The organism is Oryzisolibacter propanilivorax (assembly GCF_900103645.1).
In the GTDB taxonomy this organism is placed as follows: domain Bacteria; phylum Pseudomonadota; class Gammaproteobacteria; order Burkholderiales; family Burkholderiaceae_C; genus Melaminivora; species Melaminivora propanilivorax.
In genome coordinates, this window is record NZ_FNHP01000001.1 from 606,687 (window position 1) to 627,437 (window position 20,751).

23 protein-coding genes and 1 tRNA gene are annotated in these 20,751 nt (G+C 68.0%); 18 read left to right on the plus strand and 6 right to left on the minus strand.

Translation table 11 applies throughout. From position 1 onward, the window contains the following. Window positions 1-30: 30 nt before the first annotated feature. The 4 genes from BLQ61_RS02680 to BLQ61_RS02700 all read right to left on the minus strand — a co-directional run bounded on the left by BLQ61_RS02680 (window position 31) and on the right by BLQ61_RS02700 (window position 2,932). A complete protein-coding gene (locus BLQ61_RS02680) occupies window positions 31-1,140 on the minus strand; it encodes an extracellular catalytic domain type 1 short-chain-length polyhydroxyalkanoate depolymerase (RefSeq protein WP_091566362.1) in 1,110 nt (369 codons plus the stop codon). Between the two features lie 30 nt (window positions 1,141-1,170). Then, a complete protein-coding gene (locus tag BLQ61_RS02685) occupies window positions 1,171-1,584 on the minus strand; it encodes a CopG family transcriptional regulator (RefSeq protein ID WP_091566364.1) in 414 nt (137 codons plus the stop codon). Between the two features lie 302 nt (window positions 1,585-1,886). Next, window positions 1,887-2,387, minus strand: a complete 501-nt coding sequence (locus BLQ61_RS02695; RefSeq protein ID WP_091566366.1) for an aldolase/citrate lyase family protein — start codon at window positions 2,385-2,387, stop codon at window positions 1,887-1,889. Window positions 2,388-2,521: 134 nt separating this feature from the next. Continuing rightward, entirely contained in the window at window positions 2,522-2,932 is a 411-nt protein-coding gene (locus BLQ61_RS02700; RefSeq protein ID WP_091566368.1) for a hypothetical protein, read from the minus strand. A gap of 124 nt (window positions 2,933-3,056) precedes the next feature. Here BLQ61_RS02700 and trpB point away from each other — a divergent pair, with 124 nt between their 5' ends. The 4 genes from trpB (at window position 3,057) to BLQ61_RS02720 (ending at window position 6,264) form a co-directional block, all read left to right on the plus strand. Beyond that, the gene (gene trpB / locus BLQ61_RS02705) at window positions 3,057-4,265 is read left to right on the plus strand and encodes a tryptophan synthase subunit beta (protein ID WP_091566370.1); all 1,209 of its coding nucleotides are present in this window, start codon (window positions 3,057-3,059) and stop codon (window positions 4,263-4,265) included. Window positions 4,266-4,399: 134 nt separating this feature from the next. After that, window positions 4,400-4,738 (plus strand): YggL family protein, encoded by a 339-nt coding sequence (locus tag BLQ61_RS02710; protein WP_091566372.1) that lies wholly within the window; start codon window positions 4,400-4,402, stop codon window positions 4,736-4,738. 33 nt (window positions 4,739-4,771) lie between these two features. After that, window positions 4,772-5,527: a leucyl/phenylalanyl-tRNA--protein transferase gene (aat, locus tag BLQ61_RS02715; protein WP_091566374.1), complete on the plus strand. Its 756-nt coding sequence runs from the start codon at window positions 4,772-4,774 to the stop codon at window positions 5,525-5,527. Next, window positions 5,524-6,264 (plus strand): arginyltransferase, encoded by a 741-nt coding sequence (locus BLQ61_RS02720; RefSeq protein WP_091566376.1) that lies wholly within the window; start codon window positions 5,524-5,526, stop codon window positions 6,262-6,264. Before aat ends, BLQ61_RS02720 begins: the two co-directional genes overlap by 4 nt. 60 nt (window positions 6,265-6,324) lie before the next feature. Here the strand turns inward: BLQ61_RS02720 and BLQ61_RS02725 are convergent, their stop codons facing one another. Continuing rightward, window positions 6,325-7,029, minus strand: a complete 705-nt coding sequence (locus BLQ61_RS02725) for a pirin family protein (RefSeq protein WP_091566378.1) — start codon at window positions 7,027-7,029, stop codon at window positions 6,325-6,327. A 115-nt stretch (window positions 7,030-7,144) separates the two neighbouring features. Here BLQ61_RS02725 and BLQ61_RS02730 point away from each other — a divergent pair, with 115 nt between their 5' ends. The 5 genes from BLQ61_RS02730 to BLQ61_RS02750 all read left to right on the plus strand — a co-directional run bounded on the left by BLQ61_RS02730 (window position 7,145) and on the right by BLQ61_RS02750 (window position 12,054). After that, a complete protein-coding gene (locus BLQ61_RS02730; protein WP_091566380.1) occupies window positions 7,145-8,113 on the plus strand; it encodes a LysR family transcriptional regulator in 969 nt (322 codons plus the stop codon). Between the two features lie 72 nt (window positions 8,114-8,185). Further along, window positions 8,186-9,268, plus strand: coding sequence for an NAD(P)/FAD-dependent oxidoreductase (locus tag BLQ61_RS02735; protein ID WP_139182708.1), 1,083 nt, complete (start codon window positions 8,186-8,188; stop codon window positions 9,266-9,268). Between the two features lie 17 nt (window positions 9,269-9,285). Then, a complete protein-coding gene (gene gluQRS, locus BLQ61_RS02740) occupies window positions 9,286-10,236 on the plus strand; it encodes a tRNA glutamyl-Q(34) synthetase GluQRS (RefSeq protein ID WP_091566382.1) in 951 nt (316 codons plus the stop codon). Continuing rightward, window positions 10,194-10,997 (plus strand): tRNA (guanosine(46)-N7)-methyltransferase TrmB, encoded by an 804-nt coding sequence (gene trmB / locus BLQ61_RS02745; RefSeq protein ID WP_175488191.1) that lies wholly within the window; start codon window positions 10,194-10,196, stop codon window positions 10,995-10,997. Before gluQRS ends, trmB begins: the two co-directional genes overlap by 43 nt. Before the next feature lie 52 nt (window positions 10,998-11,049). Continuing rightward, on the plus strand, window positions 11,050-12,054 hold the full coding sequence (locus BLQ61_RS02750; RefSeq protein WP_091566385.1) for a GGDEF domain-containing protein: 1,005 nt from the start codon (window positions 11,050-11,052) through the stop codon (window positions 12,052-12,054). 123 nt (window positions 12,055-12,177) lie between these two features. On the opposite strand, the gene alaS is transcribed toward BLQ61_RS02750, so the two are convergent. Beyond that, complete coding sequence (alaS, locus tag BLQ61_RS02755; RefSeq protein WP_091566387.1) at window positions 12,178-14,802, minus strand: alanine--tRNA ligase; 2,625 nt, start codon at window positions 14,800-14,802, stop codon at window positions 12,178-12,180. A 158-nt stretch (window positions 14,803-14,960) separates the two neighbouring features. Here alaS and BLQ61_RS02760 point away from each other — a divergent pair, with 158 nt between their 5' ends. The 9 genes from BLQ61_RS02760 (at window position 14,961) to BLQ61_RS02800 (ending at window position 20,474) form a co-directional block, all read left to right on the plus strand. Next, complete coding sequence (locus BLQ61_RS02760) at window positions 14,961-16,451, plus strand: NAD-dependent succinate-semialdehyde dehydrogenase (protein WP_091566389.1); 1,491 nt, start codon at window positions 14,961-14,963, stop codon at window positions 16,449-16,451. A 151-nt stretch (window positions 16,452-16,602) separates the two neighbouring features. After that, a tRNA-Gly gene (locus BLQ61_RS02765) sits at window positions 16,603-16,676 on the plus strand. Between the two features lie 503 nt (window positions 16,677-17,179). After that, a complete protein-coding gene (locus BLQ61_RS02770; protein WP_091566391.1) occupies window positions 17,180-17,482 on the plus strand; it encodes a type II toxin-antitoxin system HigB family toxin in 303 nt (100 codons plus the stop codon). A gap of 19 nt (window positions 17,483-17,501) precedes the next feature. Next, entirely contained in the window at window positions 17,502-17,873 is a 372-nt protein-coding gene (locus tag BLQ61_RS02775; protein ID WP_091566393.1) for a helix-turn-helix domain-containing protein, read from the plus strand. 70 nt (window positions 17,874-17,943) lie between these two features. Then, on the plus strand, window positions 17,944-18,579 hold the full coding sequence (locus BLQ61_RS17300) for a helix-turn-helix domain-containing protein (protein WP_175488192.1): 636 nt from the start codon (window positions 17,944-17,946) through the stop codon (window positions 18,577-18,579). A gap of 266 nt (window positions 18,580-18,845) precedes the next feature. Beyond that, the gene (locus BLQ61_RS02785) at window positions 18,846-19,118 is read left to right on the plus strand and encodes a type II toxin-antitoxin system TacA family antitoxin (protein WP_091566395.1); all 273 of its coding nucleotides are present in this window, start codon (window positions 18,846-18,848) and stop codon (window positions 19,116-19,118) included. Then, window positions 19,115-19,609, plus strand: a complete 495-nt coding sequence (locus BLQ61_RS02790; protein ID WP_091566397.1) for a GNAT family N-acetyltransferase — start codon at window positions 19,115-19,117, stop codon at window positions 19,607-19,609. The genes BLQ61_RS02785 and BLQ61_RS02790 overlap by 4 nt, the downstream gene beginning before the upstream one ends. A 5-nt stretch (window positions 19,610-19,614) precedes the next feature. Further along, window positions 19,615-19,866, plus strand: coding sequence for a hypothetical protein (locus BLQ61_RS02795; protein ID WP_091566399.1), 252 nt, complete (start codon window positions 19,615-19,617; stop codon window positions 19,864-19,866). A gap of 62 nt (window positions 19,867-19,928) precedes the next feature. Continuing rightward, window positions 19,929-20,474, plus strand: coding sequence for a helix-turn-helix domain-containing protein (locus BLQ61_RS02800; protein ID WP_245703789.1), 546 nt, complete (start codon window positions 19,929-19,931; stop codon window positions 20,472-20,474). Window positions 20,475-20,751: the final 277 nt, after the last annotated feature.

Here is a 20,751-nt window from a genome sequence, read left to right on the forward strand (position 1 = left end):
GGAAAAGCAAACCCGCTCGCGCGGGCCCCGTCAATGCCTTGGCGGCTGCCGGTGCGCCAGAAAGAAGCGCAGCATCTCGGCGCTGGCGTCCACCCCGCCGGGCGCGGTGTAGCTGCCTGCGGCGCTGCCCCCCGACCAGGCGTGGCCCGCGCCCTGCAGTTGCCAGTATTCGACAGCGGCGGCACTGCTGCCCGCACCGTACACGGTGCGCGTGAAGCGCTGGCCGCCGGGCGCGCGGTCCGCCGTGGTTTGCCCCGGGCTGCTGCCGCGCGCCGCGCCCGCCACGGCCGCGCCGTTGGCAGGGTGCACAGTGGAGTCCGCGTCACCATGGAAGACGATGATCGGGCGCAGCGCCAGCCCGCTGGCCTGGCCTGCCGGCGCGCCGCTGCGCATGGCGGCCAGCGCCGATGGCAGGTCGGACGCCGCTCCTGTCGCCAGGCCCGAATGCACCCCCACCGCGGCGAACAGCTCCGGATAGGCCCGCCCCAGGATGTCCGCCATCGCCCCGCCCGCCGACAGGCCGGCGACATAGACGCGCGATGCATCCACGCCGTACTGGGCCATGACCTGGCGCGTCAGGCTGGCCAGCAACTCTGGCTCGCCGCGGCCGCGCTGCTGGTGCTGCGTCTTGAACCAGTTCCAGCACTTCTGGGCATTGGCGCGCTGGACTTGCTCGGGATAGAGCACCAGCACGCCCGCATCGCGCGCCAGGGCGTTCATACGCGTGCCGGCAGCGAAGTCATCGGCGTCCTGCGTGCAGCCATGCAGCATCAGGATCAGCGGGCGCGGCCCTGCATGCGCCGCCTGGGCAGGCGGCACATATAGCCGATAGGCCAGCTGGCGGCCCTGGTGGCTGTGACTGGCGCGCAGCCATTGTTCGGCGCCGGCAAAGTGACCAGGCGCGGAGGTGTCGGCCTGCGGATGGCCGGCGGGACGTGCAGCGTCATGGATTACGCGGGCTTCGGCATCGATAACCACGCCGGCGCCAGGGCGCTTCGGTGGCGGCGATGCGGCGGGGACGGGCGCTGTGCCGCCGTCGCCGCGCAGGGCGCGCTGGATCAATTGGGTGGCGGCCATCAGGTGGCCGCCCTGCGTCAGGCGCGTGGCCTCGCCCAGCATGTCTCGGAAGGGGTGGTTCATGGGTGATTTCTTCTTGCAGCGCACAAAGCGCTAGTGGATGCGCCCGGCCAGTGCGGCGCGGACCGCGGGGCTGGCGTGGAGCGCGCCCAGTACGGTGATGGATTCGATGGTGTCGGCGGCTAGCTGGGCTGGCACGTCCGGGGCGATGCTGGCCAGGCCCAGCACGCGGATCTGCAATGTCTCGCCTGCCGCCTGCACTTGGCTGAGGTCGGCCGCCGTGAAGTGCTGTAGTCCCAGCACCAGCATCTTGCGCGCCACGACCTGGCGCAGTGCGTCGCCGTGCGTGTTCAGGTGGTTGCGAATCGCCGTGCGGATGAAGTCGCTGCGGTTGGTGTAGAAGCCCTCTGCGACTAGCAGATCGATCTGACCCAAGTCGACGTAACCCAGGTTGATGGTGATTTTTTCGGTATCGCTGGCGCGGGGGGTGCTGGTGGTGGTTGCCATAAAACATCCTGTTGGATTCCAGATGGATGGTACACGGATGTTTTCAAGGACGTTTAGGAAACAGGACGTCCTTCAACCGCCAACGCCGGGCGAGGCTTCGAATGCGGGATCTCCATGGCTACCGCGACCGCCCTGGTGCGGAGCACGACGGTCGTGATTGCCGCTGACACCCGCGTCGCCCGCGTCGCCCGCGTCGCCCGCGTCGCCCGCGTCGCCCGCGTCGCCCGCGTCGCCCGCGTCGCCCGCGTCGCCCGCGTCGCCCGCGTCGCCCGCGTCGCCCGCGTCGCCCGCGTCGCCCGCGGTCAGTTGCTGGCAGCGTCCAGCATCCGCTGCGCGCGCACCAAGTGCGGCCGGTCGATCATCTGCCCGTCCAGGTTGATGACGCCGGCTTGTGGGTCGTCCCGGAAGGCCTGGACGATTCGGCGCGCCCATTCGGCCTGCGCGGCGCTCACGCCGAATGCGTCGTTGACCGGCTGCACGTGCGACGGATGGATGACGGCCTTGGCAGCGAAGCCGTCGCGCCGGCCTTCGCTGGTCTCCGCCTTCAGCCCGTCGATGTTGCCGACTTCGGTGTAGACCGCGTCGATGGGCAGCACCCCGGCAGCGCGCGCACTGAACAGGCACAGGTCGCGCGCCATCCGGTAGGGGCTGGTGTAGCGCCCCTGTTCACGATTCTCGTGGGCGCCGAGGTCCGCCGAAAGGTCCTCGCCGCCCCACAACATGCCCCACAGCCGGTCGCAACAGCCGCCATAGCTGCCCAGGCCCGCGATGGAGCGGGCGGTTTCGGTGACGATTGCCAGAATTTATTGGGGTCAGATTCCAATTTCCCGGGCTGCCCGGACTGACCCGTCTGAATTTGGGCGAGGTGAAATGGCCAGCCTCCCATATTTCGGCACTTTTCCCCGTTATCGTGTTTCATCCCGTATGTGATGGAAAATCAACCACTTGCGTGATTTCGCGAGGCCCTGATCCGCTCCCACTGCACCACCGCATGCCGCGTCAGCGCCGTCACCCAACACGGCTCGGCGGGCACGAACGCGATGCCGAGTGCCGGGCTGACCAGGAACCCGGCGCGCTCGAACAACAGCGCATCGCGCTCGCGCACAAATCCGGCCAAGGCGCGAAACGGCACCGCCAACGTGTCCAGGTGCAGCACCTCGGCCCACACGGTCACTTCTTCCAGCCGCCCGCAGTCCTGAAAGCGGAACACCACGTCGCCATAGTCCAGCGCCGTCAGGCCGACCTCGTTGCGCGCCTGGCTGCGCGGCGGGCCGCGCTGGCGCAGCAGGTCTTCGCGCGTAGTGGAAAACGGCATGCCGTCCATGCAGTCATACGGTTGCAGGTGCATGCGGCCGATTGTGCGAAGGCGCTGGCACGCCCGCTGTGGGACGGCGGCACCACGGGTGACAATGGCCGGCGGTGGTGCGTGCCGCCACCGCCTTCCCCTCCCATTTTCACTTCAGCGCATCGACATGAGCCCACTGCCCACCTTTGCCCCCATGCCCGACGCCGCCGGCTTCTTCGGCCCCTACGGCGGCCAGCTGGTGCCGCCGCATCTGAAGACCGCGATGGACGACATCGCCGTCGCCTACGACACCATCCGCCAGCGCCCGGACTTCCAGGACGAGCTGGCGCAGCTGTTCGCCGACTATGTCGGTCGGCCCAGCCCGATCTTCCATGCCCGGCGCCTGTCCGAGCAGCTGGGCGGTGCGCAGATCCACTTGAAGCGCGAAGACCTGAACCACACTGGCGCGCACAAGATCAACCACTGCCTGGGCGAATCGCTGCTGGCCAAGTTCATGGGCAAGAGGAAGGTCATCGCCGAGACCGGCGCCGGCCAGCACGGCGTGGCCTTGGCCACCGCCTGCGCGCTGGTCGGCATCCCGTGCGAGATCCACATGGGCCAGGTGGACATCGAAAAGGAACACCCCAACGTCACCAAGATGCGCATCCTGGGCTGCAAACTGGTGCCGGTGACGCGCGGCGCGGCCACGCTGAAAGAGGCCGTGGACAGCGCCTTCGAGGAGTACCTGAACAACCCCACGGAGTACCTGTACGCCATCGGCTCGGTGGTCGGCCCGCACCCGTTCCCGATGATGGTGCGCGACTTTCAAAGCATCGTCGGGCGCGAGGCGCGCGAGCAGTTCCAGGCGCGCCACGGCCGGCTGCCGGACTATGTGGCGGCCTGCGTGGGCGGCGGCTCCAACGCCATGGGCATCTTCACCGCCTTCCTGAACGACGCGCAGGTGCAGTTGGTCGGCGTCGAGCCCGCCGGCGAGGGCACGGACAAGGCCGGGCGCCACGCGGCCACGCTGTCGATGGGCAAGCCGGGCGAGATCCACGGCATGAAGTGCTACGTGCTGGAGGACGCGCCCGGCGTGCCGGCCGCCGTGCACAGCATCGCCTCGGGCCTGGACTACCCCGGCATCGGGCCGCAGCACAGCTATCTGAAGGACATCGGCCGCGTGCGCTACGAGATCGCTGACGACCAGGAAACGCTGGACGCCTTCATGCGCCTGTCGCGCGTGGAGGGCATCATCCCGGCGCTGGAGAGCGCCCATGCCGTGGCCTGGGCGATGCGCACGGCGCCGACGCTGGCGGCCGACCAGCACATCCTGGTGAACCTCTCGGGCCGCGGGGACAAGGACGCGGATTACGTCGCCCAGAAGCTGGGCCTATAAGCCTTTCAGGCCTCTCGCCCTGATGGAGCAAGCGCCGGCAGCTATAGTTTTGTGATGCCCCAACGGGCACTGGGCGTTGGCTGCTCTGCCATGATGGGCGCCTGCCCTCCCTGAGTTTAGAAAGGACAACTCCCATGGCCCTGCCCCCGAACAAGCAACGCAGCCGCCGCCTGCGCAAGAAACTACGCGTCGGTGAATTCCAGGAGTTCGGCTTCGAGTACGAGCTGAAAGTCAAGCGCGAGCTGTCCGAGGACGAGCAGACCGCGTTGATGGACCGCATGGTCGACGAGCTGCTGGTGCCGCGCAACCTGGCCGCCGCCGGCTGGGTGCGCGAAGGCTTCGTCACCGGCTATCTGCGCGGCTCGGCCACCGAGGACGACCGCCAGGCAGCCCAGGATTGGCTGTCCGCCCAGCCCGAAGTGGCCGAGGCCACGGTCAGCGAGCTCAAGGATGCCTGGTACGTCGAGGACTGAGCCCGCGCGGCGCGCCCCGGGCCGTGCGCGCCCATGACGACGCTGCCCCTGCCCTGGCTGGGCACGCACGACCCGCTGCCCCCGCCCCAGCACGCATGGGGCGACGACTCGCCCGCGCCGGGCCTGCTGGCGGCCGGCGGCGCGCTGGACGTGGCGCATCTGAAGGCGGCCTATGCCCAGGGCACCTTCCCTTGGTTCAGCGATGGCCAGCCCATCCTGTGGTGGTGCCCGGAGCCGCGCATGGTGCTGCCGGTGGCCGAGTTCCGCCTGCACCGCTCGCTGAAGAAAGCCCTGCAGCGCTTCCGCGCCACGCCCGGCTGCGAGGTGCGCGTGGACCACGATTTTTCCGCCGTCATCCGCGCCTGCGCCGGCGTGCCACGCGCCGGCCAGTCGGGCACCTGGATCGTGCCGGAGATGGTGGCCGCCTACGAGGCGCTGCACGCCGCCGGCCATGCGCACAGCGTCGAGACCTGGGTGGAAGGGCGCCTCGCGGGCGGGCTGTACTGCGTGGCGCTGGGCCGCGCGGTGTTCGGCGAATCCATGTTCGCGCACGCCACCGATGCGTCGAAAGTCGCCCTCGCGGCGCTGGTGTGCATTGCCCGCCGCGCGGGCGTGCAGCTGATCGACTGCCAGCAGAACACGCGACACCTGGCCTCGCTGGGCGCGCGCGAGGTGCCGCGCGCGCAGTTCCTGGCGCAGGTGGCGCGCGCCAGCGCGCTGTCCGACTTCGCCTGGGACTGGCGCTGCCTATACTGGGACGAACTCCTGACCCCGCCTGCTGCCGCGTGACGCAACTCAACGACCTTCCGCTGCAAAGCCTGCAGTTCTACGCCACGGCGCCATACGCCTGCAGCTACCTGCCCGGCGCCCAAGCCCGTTCGCAGGTGGCCACGCCCAGCCACCTGATACAGGGTGCGGTGTATTCGGAGCTGGTGGCGCAGGGTTTTCGGCGCAGCGGCATGTTCACCTACCGCCCGCACTGCGACGGCTGCCAGGCCTGCGTGCCGCTGCGCGTGCTGGCGGCCGAGTTCCGCCCCGACCGCAGCCAGCGCCGCGCCGAGAAACGCCACGCCCAGCTACAGGCGCGCGTGCTGCGCCTGTGCTATGTGCCCGAGCACTACCAGCTGTACCTGCGCTACCAGATGGCGCGGCATGCCGGCGGCGGCATGGACCACGACAGCATCGACCAGTACACGCAGTTCCTGCTGCAAAGCCGGGTGAACTCGCGTTTGGTCGAGTTCCGCGAGCCGCCCGAGGGCGGCCAGCCGGGCCGGCTGAAGATGGTCAGCATCCTGGACGTCCTGGACGACGGGCTGTCGGCCGTCTACACCTTCTACGAACCCGAGGCGCAGGCCAGCTACGGCACCTACAACGTGCTGTGGCAGATCCAGCAGGCGCGCACGCTGGGCCTGCCGCACGTGTACCTGGGCTATTGGATCGAGCAAAGCGCCAAGATGGCCTACAAGGCGCGCTTTCTGCCGCACCAGCGGCGCGTCGCCGGGCAGTGGCGGCGATTTGAAGCCTGATCGGCCTGCGGCCCTTTATCCATATCGGCCTTCAGCTATTTATTCGATAGCAAGCGCGCTTCACGGCGCCAGGTCGAAGACCAGCACTTCGGCGTCCTCCCCGCCTTCCAGCAGCACCTGCGCCTCGTCCTGCAGCAGCAGTGCATCGCCCGCGGCCAGCGCCATGCCGTTGGCCTGCAGGCGGCCGCGCACCAGGTGCACATAGGCCTTGCGGCCCGGCGCGATGGGCAGCTGCGCATGCTCGGCCGGGCCGTTGAACAGGCCGGCATGCAGGCGTGCGTCGGCGTGCACGTCCACCAGCCCGCCTTCGCCCGGCGGCGCGGCGATGCACAGCAGCCGGCCACGGCGCGCGGCGGCATCCATCGCCGCCTGCTGGTAGCCCGGCGCGATGCCCGCCCGGCGTGGCAGCAGCCAGATTTGCAGGAAGTGCACGGGCGCGTCCGCCGAGGGGTTGAACTCGCTGTGCATCACCCCGGTGCCGGCGCTCATGCGCTGCACGTCGCCGGCCGGGATGACCTCGACATTGCCCAGGCTGTCGCGGTGCGCCAGCTGGCCGGACAGCACGTAGCTGACGATCTCCATGTCGCGGTGGGCGTGCGTGCCGAAGCCCTGGCCGGGGGCGACGCGGTCCTCGTTGATGACGCGCAGGCTGCCCCAGCCCATGTGGCGCGGGTCGTGGTAGCTGGCGAAGGAAAAGCTGTGTTGCGACTGCAGCCAGCCATGATCGGCGTGGCCGCGCTCGCCGGAGGGGCGCAGGGTGAACATGGCGATCCAGGGTGAAATGAAGCAACCCGCATGCTAGGGCCGCGCGCCCGGCCGCGCGGCGCATGCGCTTGACGGCATCATGCAAAGGTTTTCAACGCCCGACGCTGCCCTGCCAATGCACACCGCCCGCAACGCGCTGACACCCGACAACCTGGCCTTGCTGCAAAGCGTGGCCGACGCCGGCAGCTTCGCCGCCGCCGCGCGCGCCCAGGGGCTGGTGCCCAGCGCGCTGACCTACCGCATCCGCCAGATCGAGGAGGCGCTGGACGTGCTGCTGTTCGACCGCAGCGCGCGCCAGGCGCGGCCCACCGAGGCCGGGCTGGCACTGCTGCGCGAGGGCGCCCGCCTGCTGGAGGATGCCGAAGCCGTCGCTCAGCGCGTGCGCCGCGTGGCCACCGGCTGGGAGGCGCGCTTCACTGTCTGCGCCGACGGCGTGGTCTCGCCCGGCACGCTGCTGGAGCTGGTCGAGGCGTTCTACGCCCTCCAGCCGCCCACGCGGCTGAAATGGAGCGACGCCATCCTCAGCGGCGCGGCCGAGGCGCTGGCCCTGGGCACGGCCGACCTGGCGATCGGCGCCACGCTGGTCGCGCCCGACATGGCCGGGCTGCGCGCCGAGCCGCTGGGCGAGGTGGAGTTCGTCTTCGCGCTGGCGCCGCACCACCCCCTGGCGGCTCTGCCCGAGCCGCTGACCGACGCCACGCTGCGCGCGCACCGGCTGGTGGCGGTGGCCGACTCGGCGCGGCGCAACCCGGTCAGCATGGGCATTCTGCCGGGTCAGGACGTGTTCACCGTCGAGAACATGCGCGCCAAGGTGCAGGCGCAGCTGCGCGGGCTGGGCTGCGGCTTTCTGCCCGCGGCCATGGTGCGCCCCTACGTGCAGGCCGGCCAGCTGGTGCTGCGCCGCGTGGCGCGGCCAGTGCGCACCGTGCAGCTGAGCTATGCGTGGCGCGACGCTGGCGGCACACCCGGCCGCGCGCTGGCCTGGTGGCTGCAGCAGCTGCGCAGCCCGGCCACGCGCCGTGGGCTGCTGGAGCAGCACGCATGGGAAGTTGCCGCGCCGGCGCCGGTGGCACGTGTAGAGTAGCCACCACACCCGCCGCGCCGCCGCGCGCCCGGCCCTTTCTCACCTTCAACCGCGCCCGCGCCAGGCCCTGCCATGACCTCACATCGCCGCCCTGCCCCGTCTTCGTCCTCCCCTTCGGGCCCGCGTCGCTACGCCGTGGTCGGCGCCGGCATGGCCGGGGTGGCCTGCGCCCGCACGCTGGCACAGGCCGGGCACGAGGTGCTGCTGGTCGAGCAGCAGCCGCACGCCGGCGGGCGCACCGCGTCGCTGGACACGGCCTATGGCAGCTTCGACGCCGGCGCGCAGTACTTCACCGTGCGCGACGAGCGCTTCGACCAGGCGCTGGCCACCGTGCCCGGCCTGGCGCGGCGCTGGAGCGCCAGCACCGTGCGCGTGCTGGACGCCGCCGGCCGCGTGGCCGCCGCCGCGCCGCCGCCGGGCGAGGCGCACTGGGTCGCTACGCCAACCATGGACGCGCTGGTGCAAGCCTGGGCGCAGCCGCTGGATGCCGATGGCCGGCTGCTGACGCACACCCGCGTCACGCACATTGAGCGCGACCCCATGCGCGCCGGCGCCTGGCAGCTGCGCACCGAGGCGCTGGACGGCGGCACGCGCACTCTGGCGGGCTTCGACGGCGTGGTCTTCGCCCTGCCCGCGCCGCAGACACAGGCCCTGCTGGCCGCCTGCGACGTGGCGCCCGACTGGGCCGAGGCGCTGGCCGACGTGCAGATCGCTCCTTGCTGGACGCTGCTGCTGGCCTTCGCCCAGGCGGTGCGCCCGGGCCTGGTCACGCTGGGCCCGCAGTGGAACGCCGCGCGCAGCACGCACCACCGCGTGGCCTGGCTGGCGCGCGAGTCGAGCAAACCCGGGCGCAGCCAGATCGAGCGCTGGACGGTGCAGGCCTCGCCCGAGTGGTCGCGCGAGCACCTGCAGGATGAGCCGGCGCGCGTGCGCGCCAAGCTCACGCGCGCCTTCGCCGAGCTGACCGGCATCCATGCCGCGCCGACGCACGCCCAGGTGCGCTGCTGGCCGCATGCGCAGACGCAGTCGCCCCTGGGCCAGCCCTTCGTCTGGGACGAGGCGACGGGCCTGGGCGCTTGCGGCGACTGGTGCCTGGGGCACCGGCTGGAGGACGCCTTCGTCTCCGGCCTGTCGCTGGCGCTGGCCGCGGCCTGATCCTCCGACCACCCGCATTGGCCCGCTACACCGGCCGCTTCGCCCCCTCGCCCACCGGGCCGCTGCACGCCGGCTCGCTGGTCGCCGCCCTGGCCAGCTGGCTGGACGCCCGCGCCGCCGGCGGGCGCTGGCTGGTGCGCATCGAGGACATCGACGCCCCGCGCTGCCCGCCCGGCGCGGCCGAGCGCATCCTGGCCCAGCTGGCCGCCTGCGGGCTGCTGCCGGACGCGCCGCCGCTGTGGCAGTCCACGCGCGATGCGCGCTACGCCCGGGTGCTGCAGGACTGCGTGGCGGGCGGCTTGGCGTATCCCTGCGCCTGCACCCGGCGGGACATCGACGCCGCGCTGGCCGCACGCGGATTGGCGCACCAGCGGCACGTGGAGCGGCCCTATCCCGGCACCTGCCGCGCGGGCCTGGGCGGGCGCGCGCCGCGTGCCTGGCGCTTCCATACCGAGAAATATCAGTCAAATATGCCTTTGGCCCATATAAATAAAGGGCCTGCAGCTACATCTTCAATAGCACAGGACGGCGTGCGCTGGCACGATCGCCGTCTGGGCGCGCAGTCGCAGGACGTGGCCGCGCAGGTGGGCGACTTCGTGCTGCGCCGCGCCGACGGCATCTGGGGCTACCAACTGGCGGTGGTGGTGGACGACGCCGACCAGGGCATCACCGACATCGTGCGCGGCGCGGACCTGGCGGACAACACGCCGCGCCAGATCCTGCTGCAGTCGGCGCTGGGGCTGCCCACGCCGCGCTACCTGCACACGCCGCTGGTGCGCGGCGCCGATGGCGAGAAGCTGTCCAAACAGCACGGCGCTCCGGCCCTGGACGAAACGCGTCCCCTGGCCGCGCTGGCGCAGGCCGCGCAGGTGCTGGGGCTGCCCGCCGTGCCCGACGCGACCTCCACGGCGCAGGTGCTTGCCCTATGGGTGCAGGCCTGGCGCCAAACCTACAATGCCCGCCCGTGACCGATTTCCCCTCTCCTGCCTTGTCTTCCCTGCCCGAATCCCCCGCCCCGGCCGCCAGTGGCGCGCCCGCCGACGTCGCCCATCCCAAGGGCATCAAGAGCTACGTGCGCCGCGCCGGCCGCACCACCACCGGCCAGGGCAAGGCCCTGGAGGAGCTGGGCCCGCGCTATGTGTTGGACTACCGCGCCGCACCGCTGGACGCGACCGCGGCCTTCGGCCGCGCCGCACCGCTGGTGCTGGAGATCGGCTTCGGCATGGGCGAGGCCACGGCGCACATCGCCCAGGTGCGCCCCGGTGACAACTTCCTGTGCTGCGAGGTGCACGAGCCCGGCGTGGGCGCGCTGCTCAAGCGCATCGGCGAGCAGCACATCGAGAACATCCGCATCCTGCAGCACGACGCGGTGGAGGTGCTGGAGCACATGCTGGCGCCGGCGTCGCTCGACGGCGTGCACATCTTCTTCCCCGACCCCTGGCACAAGAAGCGCCACAACAAGCGCCGCCTGATCCAGCCGCCGCTGGTGGCGCGCCTGGCCAGCCGCCTGAAACCCGGCGGCTACCTGCACTGCGCCACCGACTGGCAACCGTACGCCGAGCAGATGCTGCAGGTGCTGTCGGCCGAGCCGCTGCTGGCCAACACCGCCGAGGGCGATGGCTACGCGCCCAAGCCCGACTACCGGCCGCTGACCAAGTTCGAGAACCGCGGCCTGCGCCTGGGCCATGGCGTGTGGGACCTGGTCTTCGTGCGCCGCGGCGAACGCTGACATCCCTCTCCCCCTTGCTGGCCACCCGTTCCTTCCTGCGGAGTTCCGATCCATGAAGCCCCTGCTGCAGAACCTGGCCGAGATGACCGCCCACCGCGACCACCTGCGGCTGGAGGTGTCGGTGCTGTCCACCCTGCTGCAACAGGGCCGCATGCTGGAGGTACGGGCGCTGGAGCTGTTCACGCAGAGCGGCGAGGCTTGGCTGCGCCCGCGCAGCTGGAGTCAGGATGGGGGCGAGTTGTTGTCCAGCCCGCACGAACCGTCGGCCGACCCGCAGGCGGTGCCGCTGGCCAGCGTTCCAGAGCTGGCGCAGTGCATCGCCGGCAAGGGCCGCGACGCCGTGCGCGACGAGCCCGGCCGCCACACCCTGTGGTTGCCGGTATGGCAGGGCGACCACGCCCATGCCTGCCTGGAGATCACCCAGGCCCAGCCGTTCAAGCGGCGCCAGCGCGACCTGATCACCGGCGTGTGCATGGTCTACCAAAACTACCAGAACCTGCTGGACTACAGCGAGCGCGACGCGCTGACCGGGCTGCTGAACCGCAAGACCTTCGACGAACAGTTCTCGCGCTACCGCAACACCGCCGGCCAGGCGCCCGGCCTGGATGAGCCCTGCCAGTGGCTGGCGGTGATGGACATCGACCATTTCAAGCAGGTCAACGACCGCTTCGGCCACCTGTATGGCGACGAGGTGCTGATCTTGGTGGCGAACCGGCTGCGCGGCATGTTCCGCACCGAGGACCGGGTGTTCCGCTTTGGCGGCGAGGAGTTCGTGGTGCTGCTGCGCTCGACCACGCTGGCCCAGGCACGCGTGGCGCTGGAACGCCTGCGCACCGCCATCGCGCTGCACGAGTTTCCGCAGGTCGGCCACATCACCGTCAGCGTGGGCTTTGCCGCCACCCATGGCGGCACCCCGGTCGAGGTGCTGGGTAACGCCGACCAGGCGCTGTACTACGCCAAGGGCCATGGCCGCAACCAGGTGCGCTTCCATGGCGACTTGGTGGACAGCGGCGCGCTCGCACGCAAGGTCGAGCACGACGAGGTGGAGCTGTTCTAGAAGGCTGGCGCACGCGGCCAGCGTGCCGCAGGCCCGCGCCGGCCGGCCTTCGGCATTGCCTGCAGTCCAGGGCTGCGCTGCTGCGCGGGCGACGCAAGCCGCCCCGTCACACAGCCCTGCGCGTCATGCGCGCTCGCCCACCCAGCCGGCCACCGAGGCCAGCGCCTGCGGCAGCGCCGCCGCGTTGGTGCCGCCGGCCATGGCCATGTCGGGCTTGCCGCCGCCCTTGCCGCCCACCTGCTGGGCGACGAAGTTGACCAGTTCGCCGGCTTTCACGCGGCCCACGCTGTCGGCCGTCACGCCAGCGGCCAGCTGCACCTTGTCACCGTCCACGGCGGCCAGCACGATGGCGGCGGTCTTGAGCTTGTCCTTGAGCTTGTCCATGGTCTCGCGCAAGGCCTTGGCATCAGCGCCGGGCAGCTGCGCGGCCAGCACCTTCAGACCGTTCACATCGACGGCCTGGCCGATCAGTTCGTCGCCCTGCGATGCGGCCATGCGGCTCTTGAGCGCGGCCAACTCCTTTTCCAGGCTGCGCACCTGCTCCAGCACCTGGGCCAGGCGCGGCTGCACCTCGGCCAGCGGCGCCTTGAGCGTGGCAGCAGCCGCCTCCAGCGTCGATTCGAGCTGCTGCACGTAGGCCAGTGCGTTGGCGCCGGTGATCGCCTCGACACGGCGCACGCCCGCGGCCACACCGCCCTCGGCGACGATCTTGAACAGGCCGATGTCGCCGGTGCGCGCCACGTGCGTGCCGCCACACAGCTCGCGGCTGGAGCCGATGTCCAGCACGCGCACCGTTTCACCATATTTCTCGCCGAACAGCATCATCGCGCCGGTCTTCTGGGCGCTTTCGATGTCCATGACGCGCGCCTGCGTGTCCTGGTTCGCCAGCACCTCCTGGTTCACCAGCCGCTCGATCTCGGCGATCTGGGCATCGGTGAGCGGCGCGTTGTGCGTGAAGTCGAAGCGCGTGCGCTCGTCGTTCACCAGCGAGCCCTTTTGCTGCACGTGGCCGCCCAGCACCTCGCGCAGCGCCTTGTGCATCAAATGAGTGGCGCTGTGGTTGCGCACGGTGGCGGCGCGAAGCTGCGCATCGACGCGCGCGGTGACTTGGTCACCGACGCGCAGCGTGCCCTGCGTCTGCGTGCCGTGGTGGCCGAAGACGTCGGCGCGGATCTTCTGCGTGTCGCTCACGCCGAACTGCACGCCTTCGGCGACCAGCACGCCCTGGTCGCCCACCTGGCCGCCGGATTCGGCATAGAACGGGGTGGAGGACAGCACCACCACGCCGCTCTGACCTTCCACCAACTCCTGAACCGGACTGCCTTCGTGGTACAGCGCGACGACCTGCGCGCCTTCTTCCAGGCAGTCGTAGCCGGTGAACTGGTGGCCGGCGCCGGAGTAGTCGAGCGCACGGTCCATCTTGAACTTGCCGGCGGCGCGTGCTTGGTTCTTCTGGCGCTGCATGGCGGCGTCGAAAGCGGCACTGTCCACTTCCACGCCGCGCTCGCGCGCCACGTCCTGCGTCAGGTCGAGCGGGAAGCCATAGGTGTCGTGCAGTTTGAAGGCCACGTCGCCGCTGAGCTGCTTCGCATCACCGGCCAGCGCCGTGTCCAGAATTTCCATGCCGTGCGCCAGCGTCTCGAAGAAGCGCTCTTCCTCCACGCGCAGCACCTCGGTGATGCGCTCCTGCTGCTCGCGCAGCTTCGGGTAGGCGTCGCCCATCTGCGCGACCAGGTCGGCGACCAGCTTGTGGAAGAATGGCGTCTTTTGCCCCAGCTTGTAGCCGTGGCGGATGGCGCGGCGGATGATGCGCCGCTGCACGTAGCCGCGGCCCTCGTTGCTCGGGATGACGCCGTCAGCGACCAGGAAGGCGGTGGCGCGGATGTGGTCGGCGATGACCTTCAAAGACGGGTTCGCCAGGTCGGCCGTGTGCGTCTCGCGGCCGGCGGCCTGGATGAGCGCCTCGAACAGGTCGATCTCATAGTTGCTGTGCACGTGCTGCAGGATGGCGGCCAGGCGCTCCAGGCCCATGCCGGTGTCCACGCAGGGGGCGGGCAGCGGGGTGAGCGAGCCGTCCTCCTTCATGTCGAACTGCATGAACACGTGGTTCCAGATCTCGATGAAGCGGTCGCCGTCCTCGTCCGGGCTGCCCGGGGGGCCACCGGGGATGTGCGGGCCGTGGTCGTAGAAGATCTCCGAGCACGGGCCGCAGGGGCCGGTGTCGGCCATCATCCAGAAGTTGTCGCTCTTGTACTTGCCGCCCTTGTTGTCGCCGATGCGGATCACGCGCTCGGGCGGCAGGCCGATCTCCTGCGTCCAGATGGCGTAGGCCTCCTCGTCCTCGTGGTAGACGGTGGCCAACAGCTTGTCGGCGGGAAGCCGGTAGACCTGAGTCAGCAGCTCCCAGCCCCAGTGGATGGACTCGCGCTTGAAGTAGTCGCCAAACGACCAGTTGCCCAGCATCTCGAAGAAGGTGTGGTGGCGCGCGGTGTAGCCCACGTTCTCCAGGTCGTTGTGCTTGCCGCCGGCGCGAAGACACGTCTGCACCGAGGCCGCGCGCACATAGGGGCGCTTGTCGGTGCCCAGGAACACATCCTTGAACTGCACCATGCCGGAGTTGGTGAACATCAGCGTCGGATCGTTGCCCGGCACCAGCGGGCTGGAGGCCACCACCGTGTGCCCCTTGGCGGCGAAGAAGTCGAGGAAGGTCTTGCGGATGTCCGCGACGGAGAAGGTGGGTGTGCTCATGGTGTGTCGGGGAAGGGTTCTGGCGCCCGGCAGCCGCGCTGCGGCGAACCGGCAATTATAGATTTCGGGTCTTGTCGGCAGGGCCGGCACAGGCTTCGCGGTGGCGTCTATGCTGGCGTGGATCCCACCATCGAAATGACACAGCGAAAGGACTTGCCATGAATGCCACCGCCCGCCCATCGCCCCTCGCGCGCCTGCGCGACGCCAGCCTGCTCAGGACCGACGCGCTGATCGGCGGGGGATGGGTGAGCGGCAGCAAGCGTTTCGCGGTGCACGACCCCGCCACCGGCGAGCCGCTGGCCGAGGTGGCCAACCTGGGCGCGCATGAGACGCAGCAGGCCATCGCCGCGGCCGATGCCGCCCTGCACGCCTGGCGTGCGCGCAGCGCCAAGGAGCGCTGCCAGCTGCTGCGCCAGTGGTTCGAACTGCTGGTGCAGCACCAGGACGATCTTGCCTGTCTGATCACCGCCGAGGGCGGCAAGCCGCTGGCCGAGGCCCGGGGCGAGGTGGCCTACGGCGCCAGCTTCGTCGAGTGGTTCGCCGAGGAGGCCAAGCGCGTGGACGGCGAGGTGCTGCAGTCCTTCGCCGCCGACCGGCGCGTGCTGGTGCTGCGCCAGGCCATCGGCGTGTGCGCAGCGATCACCCCGTGGAACTTCCCGCTGGCGATGATCACCCGAAAGGTCGCGCCGGCCATGGCCGCGGGCTGCACGGTGGTCGTCAAGCCGGCCGAGCTGACGCCGCTCACCGCCCTGGCCTGCGCCGAATTAGCGCTGCGCGCCGGCATCCCGCCCGGCGTGCTGAACGTGGTGACCGGCGACGACGCAGCCGCCATCGGCCAGGCGCTGTGCGACACCGACACGGTGCGCCACCTGTCGTTTACCGGCTCCACCGAAGTCGGCCGCACGCTGATGGCGCAGTGCGCGCCGACAATCAAGAAGCTATCGCTGGAACTGGGCGGCAACGCGCCCTTCCTGGTGTTCGACGACGCGGATGTGGACGCGGCGGTGGAAGGCGCCTTTGCCAGCAAGTACCGCAACGCCGGACAGACCTGCGTGTGTACCAACCGCTTCTATGTGCAGGCGGGCGTATACGACGAGTTCGTGGAAAAACTCGCCGCGCGCGTGCGCCAGGCGCGCGTAGGCAATGGCTTCGACGAAGGCGTGACCATCGGGCCGCTGATCGAGCGCGCGGCCATCGCCAAGGTGCAGCGGCACCTGCAGGACGCCGTGGCCAAGGGCGCGCGCATCGTCTGCGGCGGCCAGCCCCTGCCCGACCTGGGCTCGGGCCAGTTCTTCGAGCCCACGGTGCTGGCGGACGCTACCCAGGACATGCTGTTCGCGCGCGAGGAGACCTTCGGCCCGCTGGCGCCGGTGGTGAAGTTCGAGACCGAGGACGAGGCCATTGCCGCCGCCAACGCCACGCCCTTCGGGCTGGCCAGCTATTTTTACAGCTGCGACCTGGGGCGCATCCTGCGCGTGGGCGAAGCGCTGGAGGCCGGCATGGTTGGCGTCAACGTCGGCATGATCTCCAGCGAACAGGTGCCGTTCGGCGGCGTCAAGCAATCCGGCCTGGGCCGTGAGGGCTCGCGCCATGGCATCGAGGAGTACGTGGAGTTGAAATACCTGTGCCTGGGCGGACTAGGCGGCTGAGCACGTACGCGCCGGCGCTCCACTTTGCATAGCTGCCGGCCTTTGCCTTGCAAGGGCCGGGCCTGTGAAATGCTCTGTTTTAACGCAGGGATGGGGCGTGTCCAGGCTACGCTACAATCCGCCCTCCTTGCCCGGGTGCTCGCCCGGCAATGCGGGCGTCGTTCAATGGCAGGACCTGAGCTTCCCAAGCTCAAGACGTGGGTTCGATTCCCATCGCCCGCTCCAGATTTCGCAAGCACCTGGGGTCAAAATCCGACTCCGTTTCGGGTACGCAGCGCTGCATGGCTTTTTTCATTCCCTGCAGGCCGGCGGCAGGCGCTTTTTTGCAGCCATCTCGCGCCGCGTTCCGCCTACTCGAACCCAGCGGCCGCCGTGAATACCGCCAACTTCGCCTGAGTAGATAGCTCAGCGCGCCATGCGCGTGCACTGCGATTGCACTTTCCGACTGTTTGGCAAAACGACTGGCAACCGGACATCTGCTGTCACGGTCTGGAAAAATATCGCACGAAAAGAACAAAAGGCGCTCACCACACAATGGTGAACGCCTTTTGACTTATGGATGGTGGCGGAACACGGAACCGAACCCGCGTCCGAGTATGAGGTTCTTTAGAAAAGCACTGATCTTGAGGATGCTCGCCTCTATCAAATGGCCGTTTTGCATCGCGAAAAATCCAGGCTGGGTCGGCGTAGGGTTGCCACAGTCCCAAAATGGGACTAAACTGCACCCCATGCGAGTGATTGCCGTGTCCACCCTTCGAGCCTTCTGGGAGCGCCATCCCGACGCCGAGCAGCCGCTGAAAGCTTGGTATGAGGAGGCAACGAATGCGGCCTGGGCCCAGCCCGCTGACATCAAGGCGCAGTACCGCAGCGCAAGCGTGCTGAAGAACCGTCGCGTGGTCTTCAACATCAAAGGCAATGACTACCGACTGATCGTGGCCGTTGCGTACAAGTTGCAGATCGTCTACGTGAAGTTCGTCGGCACCCACAAGGAGTACGACGCCGTCGACGCAGAAACCGTTGAAATGGCCTGACCGGCCACGGAGGAAAAACATGGACATCCGCCCCATCCACACCGAAGCAGACTACAAGGCCACGCTCAAAGAGATTTCGGCCTTGATGGAGTCCGACCCTGATCTGGGCACGCCGGAGGGTGATCGCCTGGACATCTTGGCCACGCTGGTGCAGGCCTACGAGGCCAAACACGTGCCCATCACCGCGCCTGATCCGGTTGAAGCCATCAAATTCCGGATGGATCAGAGCGGTCTGTCCATCAAAGATCTTGAGCCGATCATCGGCAAAAGCAACCGCGTCTACGAAATCCTGAGCCGCAAGCGCCCGCTGACACTGGCCATGATCCGCAGGCTGCACAAGAGCCTGGGCATCCCGGCCGACGTGCTGATTGCGGAAACGGCCGCGGGGTGATCAGCGATCACGGAACTTGGCTTCCACGTTGAATAGCGTTGTCATGGGGGCATCCGTTTTGGAGATGAAGATGCACTACCCCGTGATGACTGAAAGGCAACTTGCCTTCCGCTGGAAGATCAGCCTGAAAACCCTGCGGCGCTGGCGCCTCGATGGCGAGGGGCCCGTCTGGCACAAGTTGTTTCAACACGTCCGTTACCACGAGGCGGACGTTCTCGAGTTCGAACGCCAGAGCGCACAGCACTGGACGTCGATCCTTGGAGACGGTGAGCGCCTCCCGCGCGCTGTCACTTATCCGCCGAAGACCGAAGGCGACCCTCAACCCTCCGATGGCGCCGAGCCCGAACTGCAGTACATCAGTGCCCAGGAGATCATCAAGGCGACTAGCCTACCTGCGCACCTGTTTACCGACCGAATCGAGCGAGAGCGCAAGCGAATTCCGCATCTGCTGCTGGTCAGGAACCTGCGTTTTTCGATGGATGCCATCCTGCAATGGGAACTGGCGAACAGCGTTCGGGGTGGCGTACCGGAAGCTGTGGTGCAAATCGTCGAACCAGAGCCTGAACCGGACGCCTCGGGTCGTGTGCCGCGCTGGCATGAACTCGTGAGGGAGCAGGACGGAGAACGGTGCGATTCCGTTCGGTGGCCTGAACAGATGTCCCCTCTTTTGGCCCAAAGTCCACCGTTTCGGCCATTTGTCCCTTGAAGGTGGAACATGGAACCGAACCCGCGTCCGCCTTTAAAGACGGAGAGGCAGTCGTTGCTATTTTGTCCTGAATTTGGATCATTTGGCCGTTTTCGTGGAAATTCGTCCGAACAGCAATAACCCGGGAGAGCCGGTTTAGGCGGCTGAAACTGGCTACCAAGCGGCACCCACACCTGCGCCACTGATCGCGTTCAATGTATTGACAACAGCTACACATTACGCGACAATTCGTGTATCTTTTGTGTATACATGAAGAGGAGAAGCCAATGCGTGACGCCGCCATCAACTTGCGAGCACTGCCCGAACAGCGTGACCTGATCGATCACGCCGCCAGCCTGCTCGGTAAGAACCGTTCTGACTTCATGCTCGAAGCGGCCTGCGACCGCGCTCAGTCCGTTGTGCTGGATCAGGTTTTCTTCAGCCTGGATGCTGACAAATTCAAACAGTTCACGGCCATGCTCGATGCGCCCCCCGGCCCGAATCCCGGGCTTGAACGCCTCATGGCCGTCAAGGCACCCTGGAGCACCGGCGCCGCATGAGCTTGCAGCTGAGTGCGCCGATTCCGCTCGCCGCCACCCATATCCTGGACGATTTCGCTTGCGGTGAAGCCAGTCTCGATGAATGGTTCAAGCGCCGGGCACTGACCAACCAATTGAGCGGTGCCAGCCGCACCTTCGTCGTCACTGATCAGGACGGTCGGGTCTATGGCTACTACGCGATGGCGGCGGGCGCTGTTTCACATCAGGCTGCAACCAGCAGCGTGCGACGCAATATGCCCGATCCCGTTCCAGTGATGGTTCTGGCCCGGCTGGCCGTCGACCATCGGGCCCAAGGCATCAAGCTTGGAGCTTCTTTGCTGCAGGACGCAGTCGGTCGCGCGGTGAGCGTTTCTCAGAACGCTGGTGTGCGCGCGCTGCTCGTCCACGCCCTCCACGACCGCGCCAAACAGTTCTACGAGCACTACGGCTTCCAAGAGTCGCCGCAGCATCCAATGACGCTGATGCTGCGCTTGAACACCGTCAAGGCTTGAGAGCGATGACCATCCACAAAATTCGCACGGAGGCAGAGTACCGCGCCACCCTCAAGGAAATCTCGGCGCTGGTGGATGCTGATCCTGATCTGGGCACGCCTGCAGGGGATCGACTCAACGCACTGGTATCGCAGGTACAAGCCTACGAATTACTTTGCGTGCCAGTCGTTGGCCGCATCCGACTCCTGACCGCAGGGATCGAGGTCGATCTCGATCAGCCGCTGCCGCCCGAGCTTGGCGACGCGGACATGCCCTGAACATCAGCTTGGCTTCTTCGGTGAACAGCGTTGTCATGGGGTCATCTGTTCAGGAGAAAAAGATGCACTACCCCGTGATGACCGAAAAACACTTGGCCGACCGCTGGCAGGTCAGTCTCAAGACGCTGCAGCGCTGGCGGCTCAATGGCGAAGGGCCGGTCTGGCACAAGTTGTTCCGCTACGTTCGTTACCACGAGGCCGACGTTCTCGAATTTGAACGACGCGGTGCGCAACACTTGATGGCCCTACTCGGCATGAACCGAGAGTTCATACCCGCCGACGAGGACGTTGGCGAGGCGTTCGATGCCCAAGGCAGTCGCTACCTCACTGCCAAGGACATTGCTGAAGCGGCGTCGCTGCCCATTCACATTTTTCAGGATCGCGCTGAACGAGAACGCAAACAGATTCTGTATCTGATGCTGGTCGGCAACCTGCGTTTTTCGCTGCAGGCAATCTTGGACTGGGAGATGGCCAACAGCGTGGTGGGCCATGCAGCGGCTGCTGTTGTCGAAGAAGCCGATGCCCCAGCAGAACCGTCCGCACCGGCCAAGCGCTGGTACGAGCTGGTCAGGGAGCAAGACAGAGAACGGTTCGATTCCGCGCCGTAGCCTGAACAGGTGTCCCCTGTTTTGACCGAAAGTCCACCGTTTCGGGCATTTGTCCACTCTCGGTGGAACACGGAACCGAACCCGCGTCCGCTTTCAGAACCAGATAGTACTGTATGGGTCTTGAGGGCGTGGATTCGACGATTTGGCCCAATTACCCCGCCATCCAGCAACTACGTGATGTCTGACCTGCCCCCTCGCAGCCGTACCAGCGTAATGGCAGCGAAGTCCGTCAACTTCGAGAATGACGGACATGAGAAAAAGCAGGTACACCGAGGAG